General features: G+C 62.4%; 23 protein-coding genes. 13 read left to right on the top strand and 10 right to left on the bottom strand.

Annotated features, from left to right (window positions below; all coding sequences use genetic code 11):
* Positions 1–116 precede the first annotated feature (116 nt).
* Both V1279_RS26240 and V1279_RS26235 read left to right on the top strand, forming a co-directional pair.
* Positions 117–968, top strand: a complete 852-nt coding sequence (locus V1279_RS26240; protein ID WP_334441837.1) for a formate/nitrite transporter family protein — start codon at positions 117–119, stop codon at positions 966–968.
* A gap of 62 nt (positions 969–1,030) precedes the next feature.
* Positions 1,031–2,767: a bifunctional protein-serine/threonine kinase/phosphatase gene (locus V1279_RS26235; RefSeq protein ID WP_334441835.1), complete on the top strand. Its 1,737-nt coding sequence runs from the start codon at positions 1,031–1,033 to the stop codon at positions 2,765–2,767.
* A gap of 153 nt (positions 2,768–2,920) precedes the next feature.
* On the opposite strand, the gene V1279_RS26230 is transcribed toward V1279_RS26235, so the two are convergent.
* Positions 2,921–3,715 carry a substrate-binding domain-containing protein gene (locus tag V1279_RS26230; RefSeq protein ID WP_334441833.1) on the bottom strand — a complete coding sequence of 265 codons (795 nt, stop codon included), beginning with the start codon at positions 3,713–3,715 and terminating at the stop codon, positions 2,921–2,923.
* A gap of 191 nt (positions 3,716–3,906) precedes the next feature.
* The gene (locus V1279_RS26225) at positions 3,907–5,130 is read right to left on the bottom strand and encodes a polyhydroxyalkanoate depolymerase (protein WP_334441831.1); all 1,224 of its coding nucleotides are present in this window, start codon (positions 5,128–5,130) and stop codon (positions 3,907–3,909) included.
* Between the two features lie 184 nt (positions 5,131–5,314).
* Here V1279_RS26225 and V1279_RS26220 point away from each other — a divergent pair, with 184 nt between their 5' ends.
* A complete protein-coding gene (locus V1279_RS26220) occupies positions 5,315–5,968 on the top strand; it encodes a glutathione S-transferase family protein (protein WP_334441829.1) in 654 nt (217 codons plus the stop codon).
* A 318-nt stretch (positions 5,969–6,286) separates the two neighbouring features.
* On the top strand, positions 6,287–6,721 hold the full coding sequence (locus tag V1279_RS26215) for a cupin domain-containing protein (RefSeq protein WP_334441827.1): 435 nt from the start codon (positions 6,287–6,289) through the stop codon (positions 6,719–6,721).
* A 256-nt stretch (positions 6,722–6,977) separates the two neighbouring features.
* On the opposite strand, the gene V1279_RS26210 is transcribed toward V1279_RS26215, so the two are convergent.
* Positions 6,978–7,193 (bottom strand): hypothetical protein, encoded by a 216-nt coding sequence (locus tag V1279_RS26210; RefSeq protein WP_108519170.1) that lies wholly within the window; start codon positions 7,191–7,193, stop codon positions 6,978–6,980.
* 185 nt (positions 7,194–7,378) lie between these two features.
* Between V1279_RS26210 and V1279_RS26205 the strand changes: the two genes are divergently transcribed.
* The gene (locus tag V1279_RS26205; RefSeq protein ID WP_442894817.1) at positions 7,379–7,753 is read left to right on the top strand and encodes a hypothetical protein; all 375 of its coding nucleotides are present in this window, start codon (positions 7,379–7,381) and stop codon (positions 7,751–7,753) included.
* An 11-nt stretch (positions 7,754–7,764) separates the two neighbouring features.
* On the opposite strand, the gene V1279_RS26200 is transcribed toward V1279_RS26205, so the two are convergent.
* Positions 7,765–8,871, bottom strand: a complete 1,107-nt coding sequence (locus tag V1279_RS26200) for a mandelate racemase/muconate lactonizing enzyme family protein (RefSeq protein ID WP_334441823.1) — start codon at positions 8,869–8,871, stop codon at positions 7,765–7,767.
* A gap of 119 nt (positions 8,872–8,990) precedes the next feature.
* Between V1279_RS26200 and V1279_RS26195 the strand changes: the two genes are divergently transcribed.
* From V1279_RS26195 to V1279_RS26175, 5 genes are all read left to right on the top strand, one after another.
* A complete protein-coding gene (locus tag V1279_RS26195) occupies positions 8,991–9,827 on the top strand; it encodes an AraC family transcriptional regulator (protein ID WP_334441821.1) in 837 nt (278 codons plus the stop codon).
* 450 nt (positions 9,828–10,277) lie between these two features.
* Entirely contained in the window at positions 10,278–11,081 is an 804-nt protein-coding gene (locus tag V1279_RS26190) for a hypothetical protein (protein WP_334441819.1), read from the top strand.
* 131 nt (positions 11,082–11,212) lie between these two features.
* Positions 11,213–12,139: an SMP-30/gluconolactonase/LRE family protein gene (locus tag V1279_RS26185; protein ID WP_334441816.1), complete on the top strand. Its 927-nt coding sequence runs from the start codon at positions 11,213–11,215 to the stop codon at positions 12,137–12,139.
* Positions 12,140–12,246: 107 nt separating this feature from the next.
* The gene (locus V1279_RS26180) at positions 12,247–12,840 is read left to right on the top strand and encodes a GNAT family N-acetyltransferase (protein WP_334441814.1); all 594 of its coding nucleotides are present in this window, start codon (positions 12,247–12,249) and stop codon (positions 12,838–12,840) included.
* 24 nt (positions 12,841–12,864) lie between these two features.
* Positions 12,865–14,514, top strand: a complete 1,650-nt coding sequence (locus V1279_RS26175; protein WP_334441812.1) for a GMC family oxidoreductase — start codon at positions 12,865–12,867, stop codon at positions 14,512–14,514.
* 150 nt (positions 14,515–14,664) lie between these two features.
* On the opposite strand, the gene V1279_RS26170 is transcribed toward V1279_RS26175, so the two are convergent.
* The 3 genes from V1279_RS26170 to V1279_RS26160 are packed head-to-tail and all read right to left on the bottom strand — an operon-like array spanning position 14,665 to position 17,484.
* Positions 14,665–15,645, bottom strand: a complete 981-nt coding sequence (locus V1279_RS26170; RefSeq protein WP_334441809.1) for a PDR/VanB family oxidoreductase — start codon at positions 15,643–15,645, stop codon at positions 14,665–14,667.
* Between the two features lie 10 nt (positions 15,646–15,655).
* Positions 15,656–16,408, bottom strand: a complete 753-nt coding sequence (locus tag V1279_RS26165) for a GntR family transcriptional regulator (protein ID WP_334441806.1) — start codon at positions 16,406–16,408, stop codon at positions 15,656–15,658.
* A 26-nt stretch (positions 16,409–16,434) separates the two neighbouring features.
* Positions 16,435–17,484: an aromatic ring-hydroxylating dioxygenase subunit alpha gene (locus V1279_RS26160; protein WP_334441804.1), complete on the bottom strand. Its 1,050-nt coding sequence runs from the start codon at positions 17,482–17,484 to the stop codon at positions 16,435–16,437.
* Positions 17,485–17,673: 189 nt separating this feature from the next.
* On the opposite strand from V1279_RS26160, the gene V1279_RS26155 reads away from it, so the two are divergent.
* Complete coding sequence (locus V1279_RS26155) at positions 17,674–18,840, top strand: methyltransferase (protein ID WP_334441801.1); 1,167 nt, start codon at positions 17,674–17,676, stop codon at positions 18,838–18,840.
* Positions 18,841–18,888: 48 nt separating this feature from the next.
* Here the strand turns inward: V1279_RS26155 and V1279_RS26150 are convergent, their stop codons facing one another.
* The 3 genes from V1279_RS26150 to V1279_RS26140 all read right to left on the bottom strand — a co-directional run bounded on the left by V1279_RS26150 (position 18,889) and on the right by V1279_RS26140 (position 21,656).
* A complete protein-coding gene (locus V1279_RS26150; protein ID WP_334441798.1) occupies positions 18,889–20,391 on the bottom strand; it encodes a flavin-containing monooxygenase in 1,503 nt (500 codons plus the stop codon).
* A gap of 82 nt (positions 20,392–20,473) precedes the next feature.
* Positions 20,474–21,313 carry an AAA family ATPase gene (locus V1279_RS26145; protein WP_334441795.1) on the bottom strand — a complete coding sequence of 280 codons (840 nt, stop codon included), beginning with the start codon at positions 21,311–21,313 and terminating at the stop codon, positions 20,474–20,476.
* A gap of 100 nt (positions 21,314–21,413) precedes the next feature.
* Positions 21,414–21,656 (bottom strand): GlsB/YeaQ/YmgE family stress response membrane protein, encoded by a 243-nt coding sequence (locus tag V1279_RS26140; protein WP_334441792.1) that lies wholly within the window; start codon positions 21,654–21,656, stop codon positions 21,414–21,416.
* Positions 21,657–21,797: 141 nt separating this feature from the next.
* Between V1279_RS26140 and V1279_RS26135 the strand changes: the two genes are divergently transcribed.
* Both V1279_RS26135 and V1279_RS26130 read left to right on the top strand, forming a co-directional pair.
* The gene (locus V1279_RS26135) at positions 21,798–22,973 is read left to right on the top strand and encodes a vWA domain-containing protein (RefSeq protein WP_334446574.1); all 1,176 of its coding nucleotides are present in this window, start codon (positions 21,798–21,800) and stop codon (positions 22,971–22,973) included.
* Between the two features lie 168 nt (positions 22,974–23,141).
* Positions 23,142–23,555, top strand: a complete 414-nt coding sequence (locus V1279_RS26130; RefSeq protein ID WP_057836457.1) for a rhodanese-like domain-containing protein — start codon at positions 23,142–23,144, stop codon at positions 23,553–23,555.
* The last annotated feature ends 48 nt before the right edge of the window (positions 23,556–23,603 follow it).

Here is a 23,603-nt window from a genome sequence, read left to right as displayed (position 1 = left end):
CGTTCAAAAGCGGCGCGGGATTTGTCGCGCACGAGGACGGCAAGATTTTCACTTAATCGGTGCACGGCTGCGCAGCATCCGGCGTGCTTCAACGTTGTCTCGAAAGGGGAACTGGAATGGCCTATCTCGCGCCTTCGGAATTCGTGACCAAGATGGTCGACGCCGGAGAATCCAAAATCTTCATGTCGACGCGCGATACGGTCATCCGCGCCTACATGGCCGGAGCGATCCTCGCGCTTGCCGCGGCGTTTGCGATCACCATCAACGTGCAGACCGGCGTGCCGATCGTCGGCGCCGCGCTGTTCCCGGTCGGCTTCTGCATGCTGTATCTGCTCGGCTTCGACCTGCTCACCGGCGTGTTCGTTCTGTGTCCGCTGGCACTGATCGACAAGCGCCCGGGCGTCACGCTCGGCGGCGTGCTGCGCAACTGGGGCCTCGTCTTCATCGGCAACTTCGCCGGCGCCTTCACGGTCGCCGTGATGATGGCGATCGTGTTCACCTTCGGCTGGTCGCAGCCACCGGACAAGGTCGGCCAGGTGATCGGCACGATCGGCGAGAGCCGCACCGTCGGCTATGCCAATCATGGCGCGGCCGGCATGCTCACGCTGTTCGTCCGCGGCATGCTCTGCAATTGGATGGTTTCCGCCGGCGTCGTCGGCGCGATGATTTCCACGCACGTCAGCGGCAAGGTGATCGCGATGTGGATGCCGATCATGCTGTTCTTCTTCATGACCTTCGAGCATTCCATCGTGAACATGTTCCTGTTCCCGTCCGGCCTTTTGCTCGGCGGCAAGTTCACCTGGTGGGATTATATTTTCTGGAACGAGATCCCGACCGTCGTCGGTAACCTCGTCGGCGGTCTCGCCTTCACCGGGCTGACGCTGTACGCCACCCACATCAAGACCGGCCCGTCGCGCAGCGCGTCGGCTGCGGCATCTTCGCGGCCGTCCTCGCGCATTGCCGCTTGATCTTAAGATGAGGATGGGCCTCTCCTCGCAAGGGGAGAGGCCCATTGTCGTGAAAGCCGGGAATGCCGCGTGAGCTGAAAATATCGGTCGGACAATTTTCCGATAAGGGCGCTAAGGAAACCAACCAGGATTTCCATGGCGTCCTGATACCGGACGAGCCGCTGCTCAGCCTCAAGGGCATTTCCATCGTGCTGGCCGACGGCATCAGCACGAGCAAGGTCAGCCGGGTCGCCGCGGAATCGGCGGTCAAGGGGTTTTTGACCGACTATTACTGCACCTCGGAATCCTGGTCGGTGCGCACCTCGGCGCAGCGCGTGCTGGAGGCGACCAATTCCTGGCTGCATTCGCAGACGCGCAGCCAGTATGCCTATGACAAGGACCGCGGTTACGTCTGTACGCTCTCCGCCATGGTCATCAAGTCGACCACGGCGCATCTCTTTCACATCGGCGATTCCCGCATCTATCGTCTCTCCGGCAACACGCTGGAGCAGCTCACCAACGACCACCGCATCGTCATCTCCTCGCAGCAGAGCTATCTCGGCCGGGCGCTTGGGGTAAATCCGCAAATCGAGATCGACTACCAGATGCTGCGGCTCGAGCCGGGCGACGTTTTTGTGCTGGCGACCGACGGCATCTACGAGCATCTTAGCGCACGCCGGATTGCAAAGGCGGTGAACGAAGGCGGCGCTGATCTCGACGCGGCCGCCAAGGCGATTGTCGACCAGGCTTTTGACGCTGGCAGCAAGGACAATCTCACCGTCCAGATCGTCCGCGTCGACGAGGTGCCTGACGGCGCCGCAAGCGAAGTGTTCGCGCAGCCGCATGAACTGCCGCTGCCGCCGCTGCTCGAGGCGCGGGCGGTGTTCGATGGCTACCGGATCGTCCGCGAGCTGCACGGCTCCAGCCGCAGTCACATCTATCTTGCTGTCGACATCGAAACCGATGCGGTTGTCACCATCAAAATTCCGTCGATCGATCTGCGCGACGATCCGGCCTACCTGAAGCGGTTCATGATGGAGGAGTGGGTGGCGCGGCGGATCGACAGCCCGCATGTGCTGAAACCCTGCCTGCTGCAGCGGAAGCGAAATTTCCTGTATGTGGCGACCGAATACATCGACGGCCAGACGCTGACGCAATGGATGATCGACAATCCAAAACCCAACCTGGAAACCGTGCGCGGTATCGTCGAGCAGATCGCCAAGGGGCTGCGCGCCTTCCACCGCAAGGAGATGCTGCACCAGGACATCAGGCCCGACAACATCATGATCGATGCCACGGGAACGGTGAAGATCATCGATTTCGGTTCGACCAGGATCACCGGCGTCGTCGAGGCCGAGCCCTCCGGTAACCGCAACGACATTCTCGGCACGCAGCAATACACCGCGCCCGAATATTTTCTCGGCGAGCCGGCGACGTCGCGTTCCGACCTGTTCTCACTCGGTGTCATCACCTATCAGATGCTGACGGGAAAACTGCCCTACGGCGCGCAGATCGCAAACGCGCGAACGCGATCGCAGTTCAACAGGCTGGTCTACCGTCCGGCCTCGCATGGCGACCGCGAGGTGCCGCAATGGATCGACGGCACGCTCGAGAAGGCCGTGCATCCCAATCCCTACAAGCGCTATGACAGTTTTTCGGAATTTTTGTTCGACCTGCGTCACCCCAATGCGAACTATCTCTCGACGTCATCGACGCCGCTGATCGAGCGCAATCCGCTGTTGTTCTGGAAAAGTACGACGGTTGTGCTGGCGCTGGCCGTGATCGTGCTGCTGGCGATGCAGCATGGGATGCACCGGTAGTACTTTCGACGTAGCGATATCTTCGTGTCCCGGACGCGGTGCAGCGTGCAACGCTGCTCCGCAGAGCCGGGACCCAGACTCCTGGGCCCCGGATCAGCAGCGCACCACGCCGCAAGTGCGGCGCGCTGCGCAGCATCCGGGGAACGCAGAGTCTTAGTTCGTCGTCCCCGCCGTGATCGGATCCATACCGCTCTTGACGATCTCCGGGCGCGCGGCGGGCGAGGCGAGGAACTTGATCAGCGCCTTGCCGGCGTCGGGCTCCTTGGAGACGGTGGCGATGCTTGCGGAAAACACCGTGATCTTCTGCAACTCTTCCGGCAAGGGACCGACGATGTCGATGCCTTCCACCGGCTTCAATTCGCTCATCTGCTGGAAGCCGATCTCGGCGTCGCCGCGCGCGACGATCTCGCCGACAGGCGTGGCCGGAATCTTCCTGGCCTTGTCCTTCATTACGTCGGCGATGCCGAGCTTGCCGAACATCTCGGTCGAGACATAGACGCCGCTGGCGCTGTCGGAATAGGCGACGGTCTTCACCGCCAGCAGCGCGCGCTTGAGCGCATCGGGCGTGCTGATGTCCGGCTTCGGCGTGCCCGATTTCACGGCGACGCCGATCGGCGATTTGACGAGATCGACCTTGCTGTCGGCGATCGCCTTTCCCTTCCTGGCGAGATCGTCGAGCGCATAGCCGACCATGATCAGGACGTCCGCTGGCTCGCCGCGTTCCAGCCGCACCGGAATGGCGTTGGTCGTCGTGCCCATCGACGGCCCGTAGGCGGTCAGCACCTTGTGGCCCGTGGCACGCTCGAATTCAGGAACCAGCGCCTTGTAGGCGGCCGACAGCCCGCCCGAGATCATCACGCGAACCTCGGCGGCGCCGGCCGTGACGGTCAGCAGGAATACGCTGAGAATGGCGAGTGCGAAGGTGCGGAAATTGATTGAAAGACGCATGATGGTTTCTCCCCGGACGACTCTTGAGCGGTCGGCCTTCGGAGGATGTTAGCGCGCGAAGAGAGGAGCGGCTAGAGCCGCCGCCTCGTCATTGCGAGCGAAGCGAAGCAATCCATCTGTCAGTATGCGCGGAGATCATGGATTGCTTCGCTTCGCTCGCAATGACGGGGAGAGAGCGGCGCAAGAAACCCTCACGAATTCACGTGCACGAAATCCCGCAGCAGCGGATAGATTTCGTTGTTCCAGCGCTTGCCGGAGAATACGCCGTAATGGCCGACGCCGGCCTGCATGTGGTGCACCTTGCGATAGGCGCGCACGCCGGTGCAGAGGTCCTGCGCCGCCAAGGTCTGCCCGATCGAGCAGATGTCGTCCTTCTCGCCTTCCACCGTCATCAGGCCCATGCGCCTGATCGAGGCCGGGTTCACCGGCCGGCCGCGATGCATCAGTTTGCCCTGCGGCAACAGATGCTCCTGAAACACGTCGCGCACGGTCTCGATGTAGAATTCCGCTGAAAGGTCCATCACGGCGAAATATTCGTCGTAGAAGGTCTTGATGAGTGCCGCCTTCTCCTTCTCACCCTTGGCCAGGTGATTGGCGAGGTCGATATGCTGCTTGATATGCCGTTCCAGATTCATCGACACGAAGGCGGTGAGCTGCACGAAGCCGGGATAGACCTTGCGGAACGCGCCCTTGCACTGCACCGGCACGTAATTGATCAGGTTCTTTTCGAACCAGTTGATCGGCTTGCTCATGGCGAACGCGTTGACCTTGGTCGGCAGGATCCGCGTGTCGATCGGCCCGGCCATCAGGGTTAGCGTGGCCGGGCGTGCGGGATGGTTGTCTTCCGACATGACGGCGGCAGCGGCCAGCGCCGAGACCGACGGCTGGCAGATCGCCACCATGTGCGCGCGCGGACCGATCTTGTCGAGGAAGGTGATCAGGTGGTCGGTGTAATCCTCCAGCCCGAAACGGCCGGCATGAAGCGGAATGTCACGTGGGTTATGCCAGTCGGTGATGTAGACGTCGTGATCCTGCAGCAGCGTCTTCACGGTGCCGCGCAACAGGGTGGCGAAATGGCCGGACATCGGCGCCACCAGCAGCAGCCGCGGCTGCTCCGGCGCATTCTCCTTCTTGAAGTGCAGCAGCGAGCCGAACGGGGTCGCGTAGGCGACCTCCTCGATGACCTCCAGTTCCTGGTTGCCGACCAGCACCGTGTCGATGCCGTAGGCCGGCCGCGCATAGGTCAGGGAGGAGCGCGAGATCAGTTCGAGCGAAGCGGCGAGCCGGCCGAACAATCTGTCGGAGACGCCCTGCGGCACCAGATTGAGATATTTCAGCCCCGCCGCCGCCCCGGTCCGCCATGGCGACGTCAGGTCCATGTGATTCTGATACGCTTGGTACATCATTGACATCATTCACATCCGCCCCTGTCCCATGGGGCCATGCAATATCGACGCCAGAGCCGGGCTCACCGCCTCTAAAACTGGCACGTGGCTTGCTGCGTAAAAGGCCTGCGCACAGGCATTGGGCGGCGTCGCATCGGCACGGCCGGTCGCTGATGCCCGGGCGGGGCGTTTGCGGGTTCGAGGGAAAGGCCATATGGCGAAGACCACACTGACTATCAGCAGCAAGAATTATTCGTCCTGGTCACTGCGCGGCTGGCTGTTGATGAAATTCTCAGGGCTTGAGTTCGAGGAGGTTGTCACCGCTCCCGACGACGCGTCGGCGCGGGCGGAAATCCTGCTGCTGTCGTCGTCGATCCTGGTTCCGTGCCTGCGTCATGACGGGGCCACCGTCTGGGATACGCTGGCGATCGGGGAATATCTCAACGAGGTCATGCCGGACGCCGGCCTGTTGCCCGCCGACCGCATCCGGCGCGCGCATTGCCGCTCGATCTGCGGCGAAATCCATTCCGGCTTCACGACGCTGCGTGCCTCGCTGCCGGTCAACCTGAAGGGCCATTTCCCGGGCTTCAAGATCTGGTCGCGCGCGCAGGCCGATATCGACCGGGTCTGCACCATCTGGCGCGAATGCCTCGCCGAGTCCGGCGGGCCGTTCCTGTTCGGTGAGCGCTCCATGGCGGATGCGATGTACGCACCCGTTGTCACCCGTTTCATGACCTACGACGTGAAGCTCGAACCCGCCCTTGCGGCCTACGCCAGTACCATCATGGCGATGCCCGAGATGCAGGAATGGATCGAGGCCGCCAAGGCCGAGCCTGCCGACATCGAGGAGCTCGAGGTCGAATATTAGGCAGGCCTGGCGCGACGTTGCCCGTTCGAAGGGCTCAGGCAACGGGCAGGCTTTGCTCAAGCCGGTGCCAGCCGTGGTTGCGCGGCCGGTCCCTTCGTCGTTTCCCTGGCCGTTTTTTGGGGGCCGCCGAAACTGGATTCCTGCTTGCGGCCAAATGGTTCGGTGCATGGATGTCGGCGCCACCGCCGCACTGCAGCGCGACTGGCGTGGATTTCGCATAGCAACATGCAGCCGTGAACGCGACGCTGCGACGCTGCCGAAAATTTGGACGCTCCTTCGCCCGGTCGCGATCTCGCAACGCGAACCGTGGAGGCTTCAATGAACAAGCAGGCTGTCGTCGGCAAATTCTCTCACGTCAAACCCGGCGATACCGAATTCAAGGGCGGGGGTCTGCGCGACTTCTTCCTGTATCGGGATCTCGGCATCGCCGACGCTACGGGCGGGCAGGTGATCTGCCATCTGGTCAAGGCCAACCCCGATCTGCCGCCCGAGGAGGGCACCGGCTGGCACAAGCACGAATGCGAATTCCAGATCGTGATCATGACCAAGGGCTGGGCGCGCTTCATGTATGAGGACAAGTCGACCCTGGTACAGGCCGGCGACGTCGTCCACCAGTGGCCCGGCATCACGCATTACCTGTACGACTACTCGGAGGACATGGAGTACCTCGAGATCGTCAGCCCGGCCGATTTCAAGACGGTCGACGTGCCGCCGGCCGTCGACAAGGTGCCGCCGCCGACCCCCTGGAGGTGACTGCCATGTCATCCCGGGAGGAATTAACTCTTGTCCTCGGTCGCTGGCTGCGGCCGATTGCTGTCATGCTCTATGTTGTACGCCATCTGGGATGGCGGCCGACATCTAGCCGTGAACAAGGGAGTACGGCGCTAAATCAGTGATTCGGGCGCGGTTCGTTCCACCCGCGTTCCGAACGTTAACATCCCGTGCGTTCCCGTCGCATTCCGGCACAATGCGCGGCCTTTTTAGGTTGCGCCAAGGCTCACATCAAGGCTCACATCGCGCTGGAGCGCGGCAGCCGCCAGCCGACCACCGTGGCCTCGACCATGCCGCCGGTTCTGTCATTGCGCCATTGGCCATCGATCCAGCGGCAGGCGAAGGGCAGTTGATAGGTTCCGCTGTGATCCTCGCAAAGAACTTCCACCGGCTGGTCCGGCGGCGGAGCTCCATTGCCGTCGAACTGCGCCAGCCGCTTTTCACGCGTTGCCATACAATTAATCTCCACTGCCGCGGCCGTTTGAGGCTCGCGGCAAAATCCATCCACCGTTAACGAGGTGAAGCACAACGCCTGAATGAGGTATCAGTATGGTATCACTGGGGAAGGGGGTCTGCTTCGTGCAAATTGCCGTGATGGACGTTCCCCGTGCGCTGGATGCTTTTGGAACGAGGATTTAGATGATTGCTCCGATGGCCAGGATCACCTTCGTCGCTTTCGCGCTGCTGATGGTGTCACTGCCGGCGACCGTTCATGCGCAGGACGTTCCCGGCATCGAGATCTGCACCGTCGAAAAGACGATGGAGCGGCGCACCTCTTGCCTGCAGAGCAATGTCGACTTCCTGCAGAAGACGATCACCAAGCTCACCACCGACCATCAGCAGAAGATCGACGCCGCCAACCGGCAGATCGAGGCGCTGAAGGGCGCAGTCGTCGGTTTGCAGAAGGTCGTGAGCGACATGCAGGCGGAGCAGAAGAAGGCTGCGGAGGACGCGAAGAAGCCAACTGCGCCGGCTGCGAAGGATGCGGCGCCGGCCAAGGACGGCACGAAGTAGCAGCCGTCCCGTCACGACACCCGGTATTGCTCCATGACGGCCTTGTCCGGTTCATAGCCAAGGCCGGGCCCTTGGGGGACCTCGACATCGCCGTTAGTATCGACGTCGATGCGGCCGCGCCACAGGCATGCGGGGCGCTTCATGTAGAACGCCTCGACGAAGCTTGCGTCGTCGCGCAGCGACATCAACTGCAGCGTCGCCAGAAAGCCCGGCCCGAAATACGGCGAATGCGGCGCGAGCCTGACGCCGAGCTCGTCGGCCAATGCGACAACCCTGAGATATTCGGAGATGCCGCCAACCTTGATGACGGAGGGTTGCGCATGGCTTACCGCGCCTGCCTTCATCATCTGCCTGAACTGATGAACGGTGCAGGCATTCTCACCGGCTGCAATGTTGAGCCCGCCCTTGGCTCGCACTTCGGCGAGCGTTGCGAAATCTTCCGGCGGCCAGACCGGCTCCTCGAGGAACATCGGCGCGGCGTCGCGGCAGGAATGCGCGAACGCGATCGCGGCCTCGCCATCCAGCGGACAGTTCAGGTCGACCATCAGCGGAGTGCCGGCGCCGATCGCTTGCCGCGCGGCAAATACCGCAGGCGTTGTGGTCTCATGCAACTTGATCGCCTTGTAACCCTGCCGCAGCGCGGTCTCGCATTCGCTTGCGATCAATTCGGGTTTGCCGATCCGCAGCAGGCTCGCGTAGGCGGGAATCCGCGTGCGTTTCGCCACGCCGATCAGCCGATGCAACGGCACGCCCTTAGCTTTGGCGGCAAGGTCCCACAGCGCGATATCGAGTGCGGAGATCGCGAACATGGTGATGCCATAGCGGCCGAACAGATGCAGGTTGCGCTGGATCTGTTCCATGAAGGCGGGAATATCAGCCGCGTCGGGAACCTCGAGGCCCTGCGCCTGCGGCGCAATCATCTCCTCGATGGCGGTGCAGGTAGTTCGCGGGCTGACATAGGCAAAGGCATCGCCCCAGCCGGTGATGCCGGCGTCGGTGGAGACCTCGATCATGACGATTTCCAGCGCCGAGATGGAAGAAGCGCCTTGCTTGAAGCTCGCCACCCCCGCGTCATAGGGAATGCGGATATGGTGCGCCCGGACGTTGGTGATCAGCATGGTTCCCTCCAATCGCGCTCCGATACATTGTCAGCGGCAGGAACGGAGAGCAAGGACTGTCAAATGAAGCGCGTGGCATCAGATCATAATGCGGACGCTTCGCATGAAGGCTGTCAGTCATGAATCCGGCCCAGAAAGCGCTCTGGTACATCGAAAGCCATCTCGCCAAGCCGCTGACGCTTGACGAGATCGCCGGCGTTGCCGGCGTCTCGCGCTTCCATCTGGTGCGGGCGTTTGCCGCCGCCACCGGGTTTTCCGTCATGCGCTATGTGCGTGCCCGCAGGCTGACCAAGGCCGCGCAGGCGCTCGCGGCCGGCGCGCCCGACATCCTCAACCTCGCGCTGGATGCGGACTACAGCTCTCACGAAGCCTTCACCCGCGCGTTCCGCGACCATTTCGGCGTCACGCCCGAGGCGGTTCGCGCCGCAACGTGCCTCGATCGTCTCAAGCTTCAGGAGCCCATCGTCATGGATTCAACCCTGCTCGACAATCTCAAGCCCCCGCGTTTCGAAACCTCCAAGCCGTTGCTCGTCGCCGGCATTGGCGAACGTTGCACGCATGAAAATGCCGGTGCAGGTATTCCGAACCAGTGGGAGCGGTTTCACCAGAAAGTCGACGGCATTCCCGCGCGGATCGGCAACGTCGCCTACGGCGTCTGCTGCAACGGCGACGATTCCGGCAATTTCGACTACATCGCCGGCGTCGAGGTCGCCGACTTCTCCGACCTGCCGCGCGAGTTCGCCCGCGTGCGGATTCCCGAACAGAAATACGCAGTCTTCACCCACGCCGAGCACATCTCGACCATCCGCCGCACCGTCAACACGATCTGGAATCACTGGCTGCCGATTTCAGGCATGAAGGCCGCCGACGCGCCGAGTTTTGAGCGGTACGACGAGAATTTCGATCCTGCCACGGGCAATGGAGGGCTGGAGATATGGATTCCAGTGCGGGAATAGGGCCGGCGTGTAGGATGGGTGGAGCGAAGCGATACCCATCATCTCTTGCGGGCCGAGGTTTGATGGGTATCGCTTCGCTCCACCCATCCTACGGTTACTACGGTTACTGGCCCAAATCGCAACTTTCGGTTTAGCCTGGTCTTAACGAACGCCGTCTAAGTGTCTTAGGCTCGCTCGAAATTGCACCGAAGGATTGCGGTTTGGCGCACTCCCGTTTCCTGCGCTTTCTAGGCTGCACCGGCGTGGCGGCGCTCATCGTCCTGGCGTATCCGGCCGCGGCGGTGTTCGGCTGGCTGCTGGGGCGGCCTGCCGGGCTTCTTTCTTGGGATTGCGCCCTCCCTATTTGTCTATCTCCTCGTCGGGTGGGGCTTGAAATGGCTCGTCCTGAAGCTCGGGATGGTCGCCGGATTTGATTCAGGCAGCTCGCGAGTTCGCTGGATAGCGAACATCGTGCCCGTTGGAGTCATACTCGTCTTTGCGTTCACGGTACCTGCTTTGGTCAACGCGCCGCGCGAACAAGAGATCGCGCAACTGCAAGCCACGGATGTGCAGCCTCCTGTTATCATCAAGCTGCCTGCAATCGTCGCGGTCGAAGTTCCGAAATCCGCCCATGGCGGCCGCCGAGGTGAGGAGCCTTATTGCGAAGCGCTCTGCCTGCGCCTGCTCTACAATGGCGCTGTTTCTCGCGTCATTGCGGTCGCAAGGCTTCACGACGGCAAGATCGATCTGGCCAGCTATCGCATCGAGCGCCGTGATCAATGCCCGAAGCCCAATTTGCCGCGCAGCCTGATCGTTTGGCCCAGAGAACATCTGGCGTGGCGCGACACAGGGCCTAAGGGCGTCAAGCAGCGCGTCGAGGCGCGCGTTTCGGCCGGGGAATGTCTGGTGCGCGATGCCGGACGTATCGAGGATGCGGCAGCGGTGATTTCAGTCCGTAACGTCAAGACGGGCGCGGACATTTTTCAGGGGCCCTGGAATCCCTGGCTCGACACTGTAGGCGCGCGGCGGTTGGAGATTGTCGAAGCCGGTGGCCGCGCGCTTTATCGGCGCACGGAAGTCACCGCCGCTTTGTTGTCGGCGCCCTTGCGGTCCACGGCCGGCGGCGGCTTGCTCACGAGCGTCACTTACGCGGGATTGACGTGGGGCAGGGCGGATACGCAGCCTCTTGGGCCGGACGCGCGGGATATCCTGCCAGGTCTTCTGGGAGAGGAAGTCTCACGCCCGCCGGACCCGCCCGACACGGCGCGCCCTTAAACGATAGCTGGTGTGCAGGTCGTCGGGTTGGCAAGCGATGGCGGCTTTGCCATAACAGCGCGTCACGAAATGTTGCGCGTGGGGAAACAGGCTTGGAAATCCGCCTGCGCCAAGAAAAGCCGGGAGGATTCATGGCCGATATCCGCGTTCTCGCCACCGATCTGGAGTTTCCGGAAGGGCCGGTGGTCATGCCCGACGGCTCGGTGGTGCTGGTCGAAATCCGCGGAAAGCGGCTGACGCGGGTTTATCCTGACGGGCGAAAAGAGGTGGTCGCGGAAATTCCCGGCGGCCCCAACGGCGCAGCGCTCGGGCCCGACGGCAAGATGTACATCTGCAATAATGGCGGCTTCAGCTGGATTCCTACCGGCAAGATCATCATGCCGGGGCCGCAGTCAGATGATTATCTCGGTGGCTCGATCCAGCGGGTCGACCTGCAAAGCGGCAAGGTCGAGACCGTCGTCGACAAATGCGGCGAGCACGCGCTGCGCGGGCCCAACGATCTGGTGTTCGACAAGCATGGCGGGCTCTGGTTTTCGGATCTCGGCAAGCGCCGCGCCCGCGAGATGGATGTCGGCGCGTTCTATTACCTCAAGCCGGATATGAAGGAGATCGTCGAGGCCGTGCATGGTGTGCTGCCCGCCAACGGCATCGGCCTGTCACCGGACGAGAAGACGGTCTACGTCGCGGAGACGCCGACGGCGCGGCTGTGGGCCTATGAAATCGCGGAGCCAGGCACCATCAAGCCGCGCGACGTGATCTATCGCGGCGAACGTGGCAAGCCGATCGCGGGACTCGGCGGCTACCAGATGTTCGATTCGATGGCGGTGGAGGCCAACGGCAATGTCTGCGTCGCGACGCTGGTCTCGGGCTGCATCTCGGTGATCGCGCCCGACGGGACGCTGGTCGAGCAGGTGCCGACCGGCGACCGCGTGACTACCAATATCGCGTTCGGCGGGCCCGAGCTGAAGACGGCGTACATTACGCTGTCAGGCAAGGGCGAGCTGATCGCGATGGACTGGGCGCGGCCGGGGCTGGCGTTGAATTTTTTGAACAAGTGATGGCACCCGTCATTGCGAGCGCAGCGAAGCAATCCATGTCGCGACACGCGGATAGGTGGATTGCTTCGCTGCGCTCGCAATGACGGTGAGAGAACGGAGTGTACTGAATGGCCTTTCTTGAATCGGTAACCCTGCAAGGCGCGCATGCGCGGCTGGAGCCGTTGTCGCACGATCACATCGATGGACTCGTGGAAGCCGTGAGCGACGGCGAGCTGTGGAAGCTCTGGTACACCTTCATTCCGACTGCCGAAAACATGGCTAAGGAAATCGACCGCCGGCTCGGTCTGTTCGCGGCCGGCACGATGCTGCCGTTCACGGTGTACGATGCCGACAGCAAGGTCGCGGGCATGACGACCTATATGAACGTCGATGCCGCCAACCGCCGCGTCGAAATCGGCTCGACCTGGTACGCCAAACGCGTGCAGCGCAGCGCGCTCAACACCCAGTGCAAATTGCTGTTGCTGACGCATGCTTTCGAAACGCTCGACTGCATTGCGGTCGAGTTCCGCACGCATTTCTTCAATCACCAGAGTCGGCGCGGCATCGAGCGTCTGGGCGCCAAGCAGGATGGTATCCTGAGAAGCCATCAGATCGCGCCGAACGGCACATTGCGCGACACCGTGGTTTACAGCATCATCGCCAGCGAATGGCCGACCGTGAAGGCGCATCTCACCTATCAACTCAACGAGAAGACGCGGTGAACAGGCCGCGCTAGAAACGATACGATGGAAACGTTCGATTACGTGATTATCGGTGCGGGCTCCGCAGGCAGCGTGCTCGCCAACAGGCTCAGCGAAGACCCTGCGAGCCGCGTCTGTGTGCTGGAAGCGGGGCCGAGCGACTGGCACCCCTACATTCATCTGCCGGCCGGCTTTATCAAGACGTTCCACATGAAGAGCGTCAACTGGGCCTACAGCCAGGAGCCGGGCCCATGGACGGGCGGCCGCAGCATCTATGCGCCGCGCGGCAAGACGCTGGGCGGATCGTCCTCGATCAACGGCCATATCTACAACCGCGGCCAGCGCCAGGATTTCGACACCTGGGCGCAGCTCGGCAATCGTGGCTGGGGCTATCCGGACATACTGCCCTATTTCAAGCGGCTGGAGCGGCGGGTCGGCGAGGGCGACGAGACCTATCGCGGGCGCGACGGCAGTCTCACCGTCACCACCATGGACTGGCAGGATCCGCTGTGCGAGGCGTTCATGGCCGGCGCCATGAGCCTCGGGATTCCGCGCAACCCCGATTACAACGGCGCGATCCAGGAGGGCGTGTCCTACTGCCAGCGCACCATCGAGAAAGGCCTGCGCATGAGCGCCGCGAAGGCGTTCCTGCATCCGGCGCGGAAGCGCGGCAATGTCGATGTGCGCACCCATGCGCATGTCACCAACCTCGTTTTCGAGGGCAAGCGCGCGGTCGGCGTGCGCTACCTCAAAGGCGGCAAGGGCGGCGCGCCCGTCGAGGTGCGCGCCAGCAAGGAAGTCATCCTGTCCGGCGGCACCTACAACTCGCCGCAGGTGCTGCAATTGTCCGGCGTCGGTTCGCCGGAATTGTTGCAATCACACGGCATCGAGGTCCGCCACGCGCTGCCGGGCGTCGGCGAGGGTCTGCAGGACCATTACGCGCCGCGCTCGGTCGCGCGCGTCAAGAACATCAGGACCATCAATGAAATGCGCCGCGGGCTTAGTCTGTGGGTCGAGGCGCTGAAATGGGCGACGACGCGGCGCGGCCTGCTCTCGCTGTCGCCGACCATGGTCTATTGCTTCTGGCACTCCGGCGAGACCACCGAAAGCTCCGACCTGCAGCTCACCTTCACGCCGGCAAGCTACAAGGAGGGCGTGCAGGGCCAGCTCGAGGACGAGCCCGGCATGACGGTTGCCTCATGGCAGCAGCGCCCCGAGAGCCGCGGCTATGTCCGCATCCGCTCGGCCGACCCGTTCGCGCCGCCGATCATCCAGACCAATTATCTCGTCGAGGAGATCGATCGCCGCGTCGTCGTCGCTGGCATGAAGCTGGCGCGCCGGCTGCTCGCATCCAAGCCGCTCGCGCCCTATTACGCCTATGAGGATTTCCCGGGACCGAAGGTGCAGAGCGACGATGAATTCCTCGCCGCCGCCACCGAGCGCGGCACCACCACCTTCCATCCCGGCTGCACCTGCCGCATGGGCCCGGCGGATGCCAAATGGGCCGTGGTCGACGACCAGTTGCGCGTGCACGGGCTGCAGGGCCTGCGCGTCGTCGATGCCTCGATCATGCCGCGGATGATCTCGGCCAATCTCAACGCCTCGACGCTGATGATTGCCGACAAGGCCTCCGACATGATCCGCGGCAAGACCGCGCTGGAGGCGGTGAGGTTTCCGGTGTCGGCTACGGTGTGATGCAGCGAACGAAATTGGCCCTCATAGAAACTCGTCATGCCCGGCCTTGTGCCGGGCATCCGTCTTTGCTTCAACACAGCAAGAAAGACGTGGATGGCCGGGACAAGCCCGGCCATGACGAGAGATGGGCGTCGCGAAACTGCGCCTTAGCTAAGCCGCTTCCGGCCGGTACAGGGTGTCAATGGTCACGACACCGATCACGCGCGAGACGCAGGGGCAGATCTTGCGGTTGTCCTGCTTCTGCTGATCGCTGAAGAACACGTCGCGATGGTCGATCTCGCCCTCGACGGCAACGACGTCGATGGCGCAGACGCCGCATTCGCCGCGCTGGCAGTCCGAAATCACTTCGAAGCCGGCACCGTTCAGTGCGTCCAGCATCGAGCTGTTCTGCGGCACAACGAGTTCGGTGTCGGTACCCTTCAGCCGCACGCGGAATTCCGCCGTAGGCTTTAGCCCGCTGGAACCAAAGGTCTCGTAGCGCAGATCGGCGGGCGCTCTTCCCGCGTCATTCCAGGCACGCCGCGCGGCTTCCAGCATCCGCATCGGTCCGCACATGAAGGCGATGGCATCGTCAGGCAAAGCGCGGAAGGTGGTTTCGAGATCGAGCCGCGCGCCTTCATCGGAGGCGTGCACGATCAAGAGATCGCCGAGCAGCGCCGAGAGTTCGTCGAGGAAGGCGGCATCGGTGCGTGATCTGACGGCGTAGTGCAGGGGAGCGTGGATATTCCTGCGGCGCAGGGCGGCTGCGATACCTGTTATCGGCGTGATGCCGATGCCGCCCGCAATCAGGCAATAATTCTTTCTGGTCCAGTCGATTTGGAGCAGGGAGGCCGGAGTTGACGTCTCGATCCGCGCGCCCGGCGTCAAGCTCCACATGCCGCGCGAGCCGCCGCGGCTGTCCGGCGCGAGCCGCACCGCGATGCGATAGGTGTTGGGATCACTGTTCTCCACCAGCGAATAGGAGCGTCGCGCCGGCTGTCCGTCGATCAGCACGGTAACGCCGATGTGGCTGCCGGCCGGGTAGGGCGGCACGCGGCCGTTCTCGGGGCGCAGTCTGAATTCGCGGATCGTGGGCGTCACGTCGCGCACAGTTTCGACGGTGCACCAGCTCCATTGCTCGGCAAAACGCATGGGCGCCCTCCTATTCGGCTGACGATTTGAGCAAAGCGAGCGCAGGCATCAGTTCGAGATGCGTGCGGTTTCGAATCGCGAGCCGCAAATTGCGCGCGGCGAGACGCGAATGCTCGCGCATCACGGCCTCGGCCCGCGCGCCCTCGCGGTTCTCGATGGCGTCGACGACGATGCGGTGATGATCCTGCCCGATCAACAAAATCTGATGCGCCTCCGGCAGCGCCGACTGCGCCATCACGAACGCGCTGGGGGAAGCAAACGGCAATGCCGAGACGCGGTCGATCTCCCGGATCACCGGCGCGCTCGCGGAGAGTTCATTGAGCAGCGCGTGAAAGCGCGCGTTCATGGTCACATAGGCGGAAAAGGCTTCGACCGAGATCGGGTCCTGCCGCACCAGTTGATCGAGGTCGGCGAGGCATTCCTTCAGCGGCTCGAGGCTGCGCGCGCTGACGCCCCGCTCAGCCGCAAAGCGCGCGGCGAGGCCCTCCAGTGTGCCACGCAGCTCGATCGAATCCAGAATGTCGCGCTCGGTAAACGCCTTCACCATGAAGCCGCCAGAAGGGATCGCCTGCAACAGGCCTTCGTCCTCCAGCCGCACCAGCGCCAGCCGCACCGGCGTTCGCGAGACGCCCGTAATATCGACCGCCTGCAGCTCGGAGATGCGTTCGCCCGGGCGCAGCCGGCTCGAGAGGATCATGTCGCGCAACGCGAGTTGCGCGCGCACGGTTTGCGAGACGGAGCGCTCGGCGTCGCGTTCGCTCATGTTCTTACTCCGCTTCGCTCATGACCTCACTCCGCAGCTTGCACGTTTTGCGGCGCGGTCTCGCGCGCGACCATGCGGTCGATCACGCGCCGCGCCCACATCGCACCCGCATCGATGTTGAGGTTGTAGAAGGTGCGGTCCGGATTCTCGTTCATGGCGCGCTGCTGCGCTTCGAGAATGATTTCATCCTCGTGGAAGATGCCGGCAACGCCCTCGCGGATTTCGGTGGTCAGCTTCTGCTCGGTGGTCCGGTAATTGCGGACGAATGCCCAGAAATAGTGACACGTGGTGTCGGTCTCCGGCGTCATGGTGTTGAGCACAAAACCGTTGACGCCGTGCGAGCGGTCGCCCTCCGGCGCGCCGGTGCCGGCAGGCGCGACGCCGACGTCGATATTTACAGTGCCGGGCGCCTGGAAGTTTATGATCTGCCAGCGGTCGACCAGGCCCGGCTTCTGCAACTGCGCCGCCCAGAACGGCGGCGCGTCGATGCCCTTCATCCAGCGCGTCACCGTCACGGTCTTGTCGCCATGGGTGACGTCGAACGGGGCTTCGGCGACATGGTCATTGCCGATGCTGGATCCGTGCACGAAAGCCTCGTGGGTCAGGTCCATCAAATTGTCGACCACGAGGCGGTAGTCGCACTTCACATGAATGGTCTTGCCGTCGCCGGCCCAGGCCGGATCGTCGTTCCAGTGCATATCGGGCACCAGCGCGGGATCGGCCAGCGCTGGATCGCCCATCCACAGCCAGATGAAACGATGCCGTTCGACCACGGGATAGGAGCGCACGCAGGCCGACGGGTTGATGGTATCCTGCGATGGCATGTAGGTGCAGCGGCCCTGCGCATTGAATTTAAGCCCGTGATAGCCGCAGACGACGGTGTCGTCATCGAGCCGTCCCTTCGACAGCGGCACCAGCCGGTGCCAGCAGGCATCCTCCAGCGCGCACACCCGCCCGTTGGACTGGCGGTACATCACGACATGCTTGCCGCAGATCGTGCGCGGAAACAGCGCGTGCTTGAGATCGACATCCCAGGCGGCGGCGTACCAGGCATTGAGCGGAAACGAGGACGGCACGGCTGCACTCCTTGGTGAGTGCAGAATGTATACAGAAATTGCGAAGCCGTGGCAAATGCGTCAATTATACGTATCTAAATACCATCTAACTACCATCTCAGTATACAAAAGCTTTGTGAACTACCTCATTTCGCCGATTCCGGTTAGCCGTCATCCTGATCGCGGGGCAAGCTCGCAACTCCGAAGGGCATGCTTGCGGGCGTCGCCGGAGCGAATAACTGCCGCCTCGCCACTGGCAATGGCCGGCGAAAGCCGCGGCGCCAATCCAGTTCCGAGCAGCGCTCGGCAGGCCCGCAGGGAGATCAAATTCGGAATTCGCAACAGGCAAAAGGAGGCGCGATGTCATCTCAAGTATCGGCCCTCAGGCTTTTCGACTTGATACAGTCGCAACGTGTGACAGCAGTGATCTATGTCGCCGCCAGACTTGGGCTCGCCGAATTGCTGCGGGACGGACCGCAGGCGACAGGCGCGCTCGCCAAGGCAACCGGCGCAGATGAACGGGCGCTTGGCCGCCTGCTCACGGCGCTCTCCACCCTGGGCATCTGTTTGCGTAGCGGCGAAGATCGCTATGCGTTGACGGACATGGGTGCCTGCCTCGATAGCTCTGCAAAGCATTCGATGAAGAGCTGGGCAATCCTTGAGACCGAACTGCTTTCAAAAGCCTGGAGCGGAATGCTTGAATCCGTCATGACCGGCAAGACCGCAGCGCAACTGCAAGGCGTCGATAACAGCTTCGAGCTGATGGGCCGGACGCCGGAGATTGTGGACACGTTCAACGCGGCGATGGTGGAGCTTACCCGTCTTGTCACACCGAATGTCCTTCAGTCCTATGATTTCAGCGGGATACATCACCTGATGGACGTAGGCGGCGGGTCTGGCGAATTGCTTGGCGTCATCGCGCAGCAAAACCGGAAACTGCGCGGAACCGTTTTCGACCTTCCCAGATGTGCCGAGGCCGCGAGCAAACATCTCAGGCAGATCGGTGTCGATGACCGCGTGGAATTTGTGGCCGGCGATTTCTTCAAGGCCGTGCCGGCGATCGCTGATGCGATCATCCTCAAGAGCATTATTCACGACTGGGATGATGCGCGCAGTGTCACGATCCTGCAAAACTGTCGCAAGGCGCTCTCCGACGAAGGCAAGCTGCTTCTGGTGGAACGGCTAATGCCGGAGACGCCAACCATGGCGGACGAGGACAGGGAGCAGGCGTTGAGCGATCTGAACATGCTTCGCGGGCCCGGCGGGCTCGAGCGCACCGAGGGACAGTACCGCAAATTGTTCGACCAAAGCGGCTTCGATCTGGCCGCGGTTTATCCGGCCGGCCGCTTCAACCTGATCGAAGCGCATCCCGCCTGAAGTTCGCCGAGTGACGGGAGTTACCGTCACTCGGCGTCAGGCGCGGCCTCAGCCGTAAACGAACGCCTTGTCCTTCAGATCGATCGCCGGGAATTCGTCCTTCTCCGCCCAGTAATCCTGGTTGTGCTGCCATTCCGGCTTCTCGCCGCGCTTGGGCAACAGGTGCATGCCGCGCATCATGTAGCCGGGATTGAAGTTTTCCGGATCGATCCAGGGCAACAATGGCATGTTGTGGTCTTCGGGTCGGAGCTGCGGTGTGACCTTCTTGGCGCCGCTCTGCTTCATGTGCGTGAGCAGCCGGCAGACGAAGTCGGCGACGAGGTCGACGCGCAACGTCCAACTGGCGCGGAAATAGCCGAATACCCAGACGAGGTTCGGCACGCCGGTAAACATCATGCCGCGATAGGTCACGGTGTCGGCGAAATCGAGCGGCTTGCCGTCAACGGCGAAATCGATGTCGCCATTGGCGGAGAGGTTGAAGCCGGTCGCCGTGATGATGATGTCGGCCTCCAGCTCCTTGCCTGACTTCAGCAAAATGCCCCTTTCGGTGAAACGGTCGATCTCGTCGGTGACGACGGAAGCCTTGCCGGACTTGATGCCCTGGAACAAGTCACCGTCGGGAATGAAGGCGATGCGCTGCCGCCACGGGCGGTATCTTGGCGTGAAGTGGGTCGCGATGTCGTAGTCTTTGCCGAGATAGGCCTCGACCGCCGAAAGCAAATCCTTCTTGGCTGCTTCCGGCTCCTCAAAGGTCTTGCGGGTGAAGGCGTCCTGGTCGAACAGGATCTTTCGCCGCGTGATTTCGTGGATCCATTTCTCGTCGACCTGCAACTGGCGCAGTTGCTCGGCGATTTCGATCGCGTTGCGCCCGGTGCGGAAATACGTCGGCGAACGCTGCAGCATGGTGACATGCGCGCAATCGCCTGCCAAGGCCGGGATCAGCGTCGCCGCGGTGGCGCCGGAGCCGATCACGATCACGCGCTTGTTCCTGTAGTCGAGATCTTCAGGCCATTTTTGCGGATGGACGATCGGACCCTTGAACTTGGTCATGTCCTTCCACTCCGGCGTATAGCCCTCGGTGTGGCGGTAATAGCCCTGGCACATCCAGAAGAAGTTGGTGGTGAAGCGAAGTTCTTCGCCGGTGTCGGTTCTGATAGCCTCGATGGTCCAGAGATTTTCCTCGCTCGACCATTTCGCCGCGGTGATGGTGTGCTGGTAGCGGATGTGAGGCGCGAGATCGTTCTCCTCGATCACGTCGCCCATGTATTTCAGGATTTCGGCGGCGCTCGCGATCGGCGCTGTCGTCCACGGCTTGAAGCGGTAGCCGAAGGTGTGCAGGTCGCTGTCGGAGCGGATGCCGGGATAGCGGTGGGTGGTCCAGGTGCCGCCGAACGTTTTCTGCGCCTCCAGCGCGACGAAGCTCGTTCCCGGGCATTGCGTGGTGAGGTGGTAGGCGGCGCCAACGCCCGAAATGCCGGCGCCGGCGATCAGGACGTCGAAATGCTCTGATGTGCGGGGCGAAGTTGCGTGGATCTGGGTCTGAACGTTCATCTTCCCTGTTCTTTTTTGTTTGTTGTGTTCTGAAAAGCAAAACGCCAGAACCTCAGGTTCTGGCGCCGTAGTCGTCAGCCAATTACACTTCGCGGCGGCTGAGGAAGGCGAGCCGCTCGAACAGGTGCACGTCCTGTTCGTTCTTGAGCAGCGCGCCGTGCAGCGGCGGGATCAGCTTGCGCGGGTCGCGCTCCCTCAGCATCTCCGGTGTGATGTCCTCGTTGAGCAAGAGCTTGAGCCAGTCGAGCAGTTCCGAGGTCGAGGGCTTCTTCTTCAGGCCCGGCACTTCGCGCACCTCGAAGAAGATGCGCAGCGCTTCTTCCACCAGCCGCTTCTTGATGCCGGGGAAGTGCACGTCGACGATCCGGCTCATGGTGTCGGCGTCCGGGAACTTGATGTAGTGGAAGAAGCAGCGGCGCAGGAACGCGTCCGGCAGTTCCTTCTCGTTGTTCGAGGTGATCATCACGATCGGGCGCAGGCTCGCCTTGATGTTCTCGCCGGTCTCGTAGACGAAGAACTCCATGCGATCGAGTTCCAGCAACAGGTCGTTCGGAAACTCGATGTCGGCCTTGTCGATCTCGTCGATCAGGAGCACCGGGCGCTTGTCGTGGGTGAAGGCTTCCCAGAGCTTGCCGCGCTTGATGTAGTTCGAGATATCCGAAACCCTGGAGTCGCCGAGCTGGCTGTCGCGCAGCCGCGACACCGCATCGTACTCGTACAGGCCCTGCTGCGCCTTGGTGGTCGACTTGATGTGCCAGGTCAAAAGCGGCGCGCCGAGCGCCTTGGCCACTTCCTCCGCCAGCACGGTCTTGCCGGTGCCGGGCTCGCCCTTGATCAGCAGCGGGCGCTCGAGCACGATCGAGGCGTTGACGGCGACCTTGAGGTCATCGGTGGCGACATAGTCCTTACCGGTAAATTTCATCTATCCGTTTGCCTTGTGGTTCGTTCGTGGGCCGCTCGCGGCCTGAACAGTAAACGACCGCCGGTCCGGCGGTCGCGATTGGAGTTGAGGCGCTTAATCCTCAGCGTTTGATCAGCGACAGGATCACCAGGATGATCACGGCGCCGATGGTGGCGTTGATGATATCGCGGACCCAGGTGCCGCCGAGGCTGACGCCCAGTTGCGGCAACAGCCAGCTCGCCAGCAGCGCGCCGATGATGCCGATCACGATATTGCCGATCAGCCCGAACCCTGCGCCGCGGACGATCAGCCCGGCAAGCCAGCCCGCGATACCGCCAATGATCAGCGCCGCAATGATGCCCATTGAATTTCCCCTGCCGGAATAAGCCTTTTATGGCTCAATTGTAATTGAAAAAGCCTCCCGGTCTAGGCCTGACTGCCATGCGCCAGCCCGTGACGTGCGCTGGCTCTTGACGTGCGCGGTCCGGCGGGCAATCTGTATCCCATGTTCCTGCAATTCTTCACATCGCTGCGCGACGCGCAGGTCCCGGTGACCCTGCGCGAATATCTGACGCTGATGGAGGCGCTCGACGCCAACCTCGCCGATCAGACGGTCGAGAATTTCTACTACCTCTCCCGCGCCGCGCTGGTGAAGGATGAGCGCAACCTCGACAAGTTCGACCGCGTCTTCGGCACCGTGTTCAAGGGGCTGGAAAGCCTGCTGGACGCCATGGAGAAGGCGGACATTCCCGCCGAATGGCTGAAGAAGCTCGCGGAAAAATACCTCACCGAGGAAGAGAAGAAGCAGATCGAGGCGATGGGCTGGGACAAGCTCATGGAGACGCTTCGCAAGCGCCTTGAAGAACAGAAGGGTCGCCATCAGGGCGGCAACAAGTGGATCGGCACCGCCGGCACCTCGCCGTTTGGTGCCCACGGCTACAATCCCGAAGGCGTGCGGATCGGGCAGGAGAAGAGCCGCAACAATCGCGCCGTCAAGGTATGGGACAAGCGCGAGTTCAGGGATCTCGACGGCAATGTCGAGCTCGGCATCCGCAACATCAAGATCGCGCTGCGCCGCCTGCGAAAATTCGCCCGCACCGGCGCGCCGGACGAACTCGACCTCGACACCACGATCAGGGAAACCGCCAACCACGGCTATCTTGACGTCCACATGCGCCCCGAGCGGCGCAACGCGGTGAAGGTCTTGGTGTTCTTCGATATCGGCGGCTCGATGGATTCGCATATCGAGCAGGTCGAGGAGCTGTTTTCGGCGGCGAAGTCCGAATTCAAGCACATGGAGTATTTCTACTTCCACAACTGCCTCTATGAGGGCGTCTGGAAGCAGAACAAGCGCCGCTTCACCGACCGCACGCCGACCTGGGACGTGTTGCACAAATACCCGCACGACTACAAGGTGGTGTTCGTCGGCGACGCCTCGATGTCGCCTTACGAGATCATGGTGCCGGGCGGCTCGGTCGAGCATGTCAACGAGGAGGCCGGCTCGGTCTGGCTCGATCGCATCACGCGCACCTATCCGCATGCGGTGTGGCTCAATCCGGTGGCGCAGAAGCATTGGGACTATTCGGAATCCACCACCATCATCCGCCGGCTGTTTTCGGAGCGCATGTACCCGATCACGATCGAAGGCCTCGAAGGCGCAATGAAGGAACTGGTGCGGTAACGGGTGTCCCGGACGCGGTGCAGCGTTCTTCACGATGCACCGCAGAGCCGGGACCCACGTCGCGGCCGGTCGATGGGCCCCGGCTCTGCAGCGCACCGCTGACGCGCTGCGCTGCGTCCGGGGTACGTAATCCCGTGAGGGCCGGCACAAACACAAAGAGGAAACACAATGCCCCAGACCATTCACCGCGGCATCAAATCCCTGATCGACGAAGCCAATGCCGCGATCGAGACCGTCAGCGCGGCTGACGCCATCAAGGCCGCGCAGGATCCCAATGTCGTGATTGTCGATATCCGCGATCCCCGCGAGATCGAGCGCGAGGGCAAGATCCCCGGCGCGTTCTCGTGCACGCGCGGCATGCTGGAATTCTGGATCGACCCGCAAAGCCCCTACGCCAAGCCGATCTTCCAGGAGGACAAGAAATTCATCTTCCATTGCGCCGGCGGACTGCGTTCGGCGCTCGCGGCCAAGACCGCGCAGGACATGGGTCTGAAGCCGGTCGCTCATATGGGCGGCGGCTTCGCCGCCTGGCGCGACGCCGGCGGCCCGGTCGAGAAGTGGGAGCCGAAGAAGAAGGGGTGAAGACTCGTCACACGCGGGCTTGACCCGCGTGTCCATCCCAGAAGATGA

Origin of the sequence: Bradyrhizobium sp. AZCC 1610 (assembly GCF_036924515.1) — a bacterium.
In the GTDB taxonomy this organism is placed as follows: Bacteria; Pseudomonadota; Alphaproteobacteria; order Rhizobiales; family Xanthobacteraceae; genus Bradyrhizobium.
This window is presented reverse-complemented; position numbering and strand designations above follow the sequence as displayed.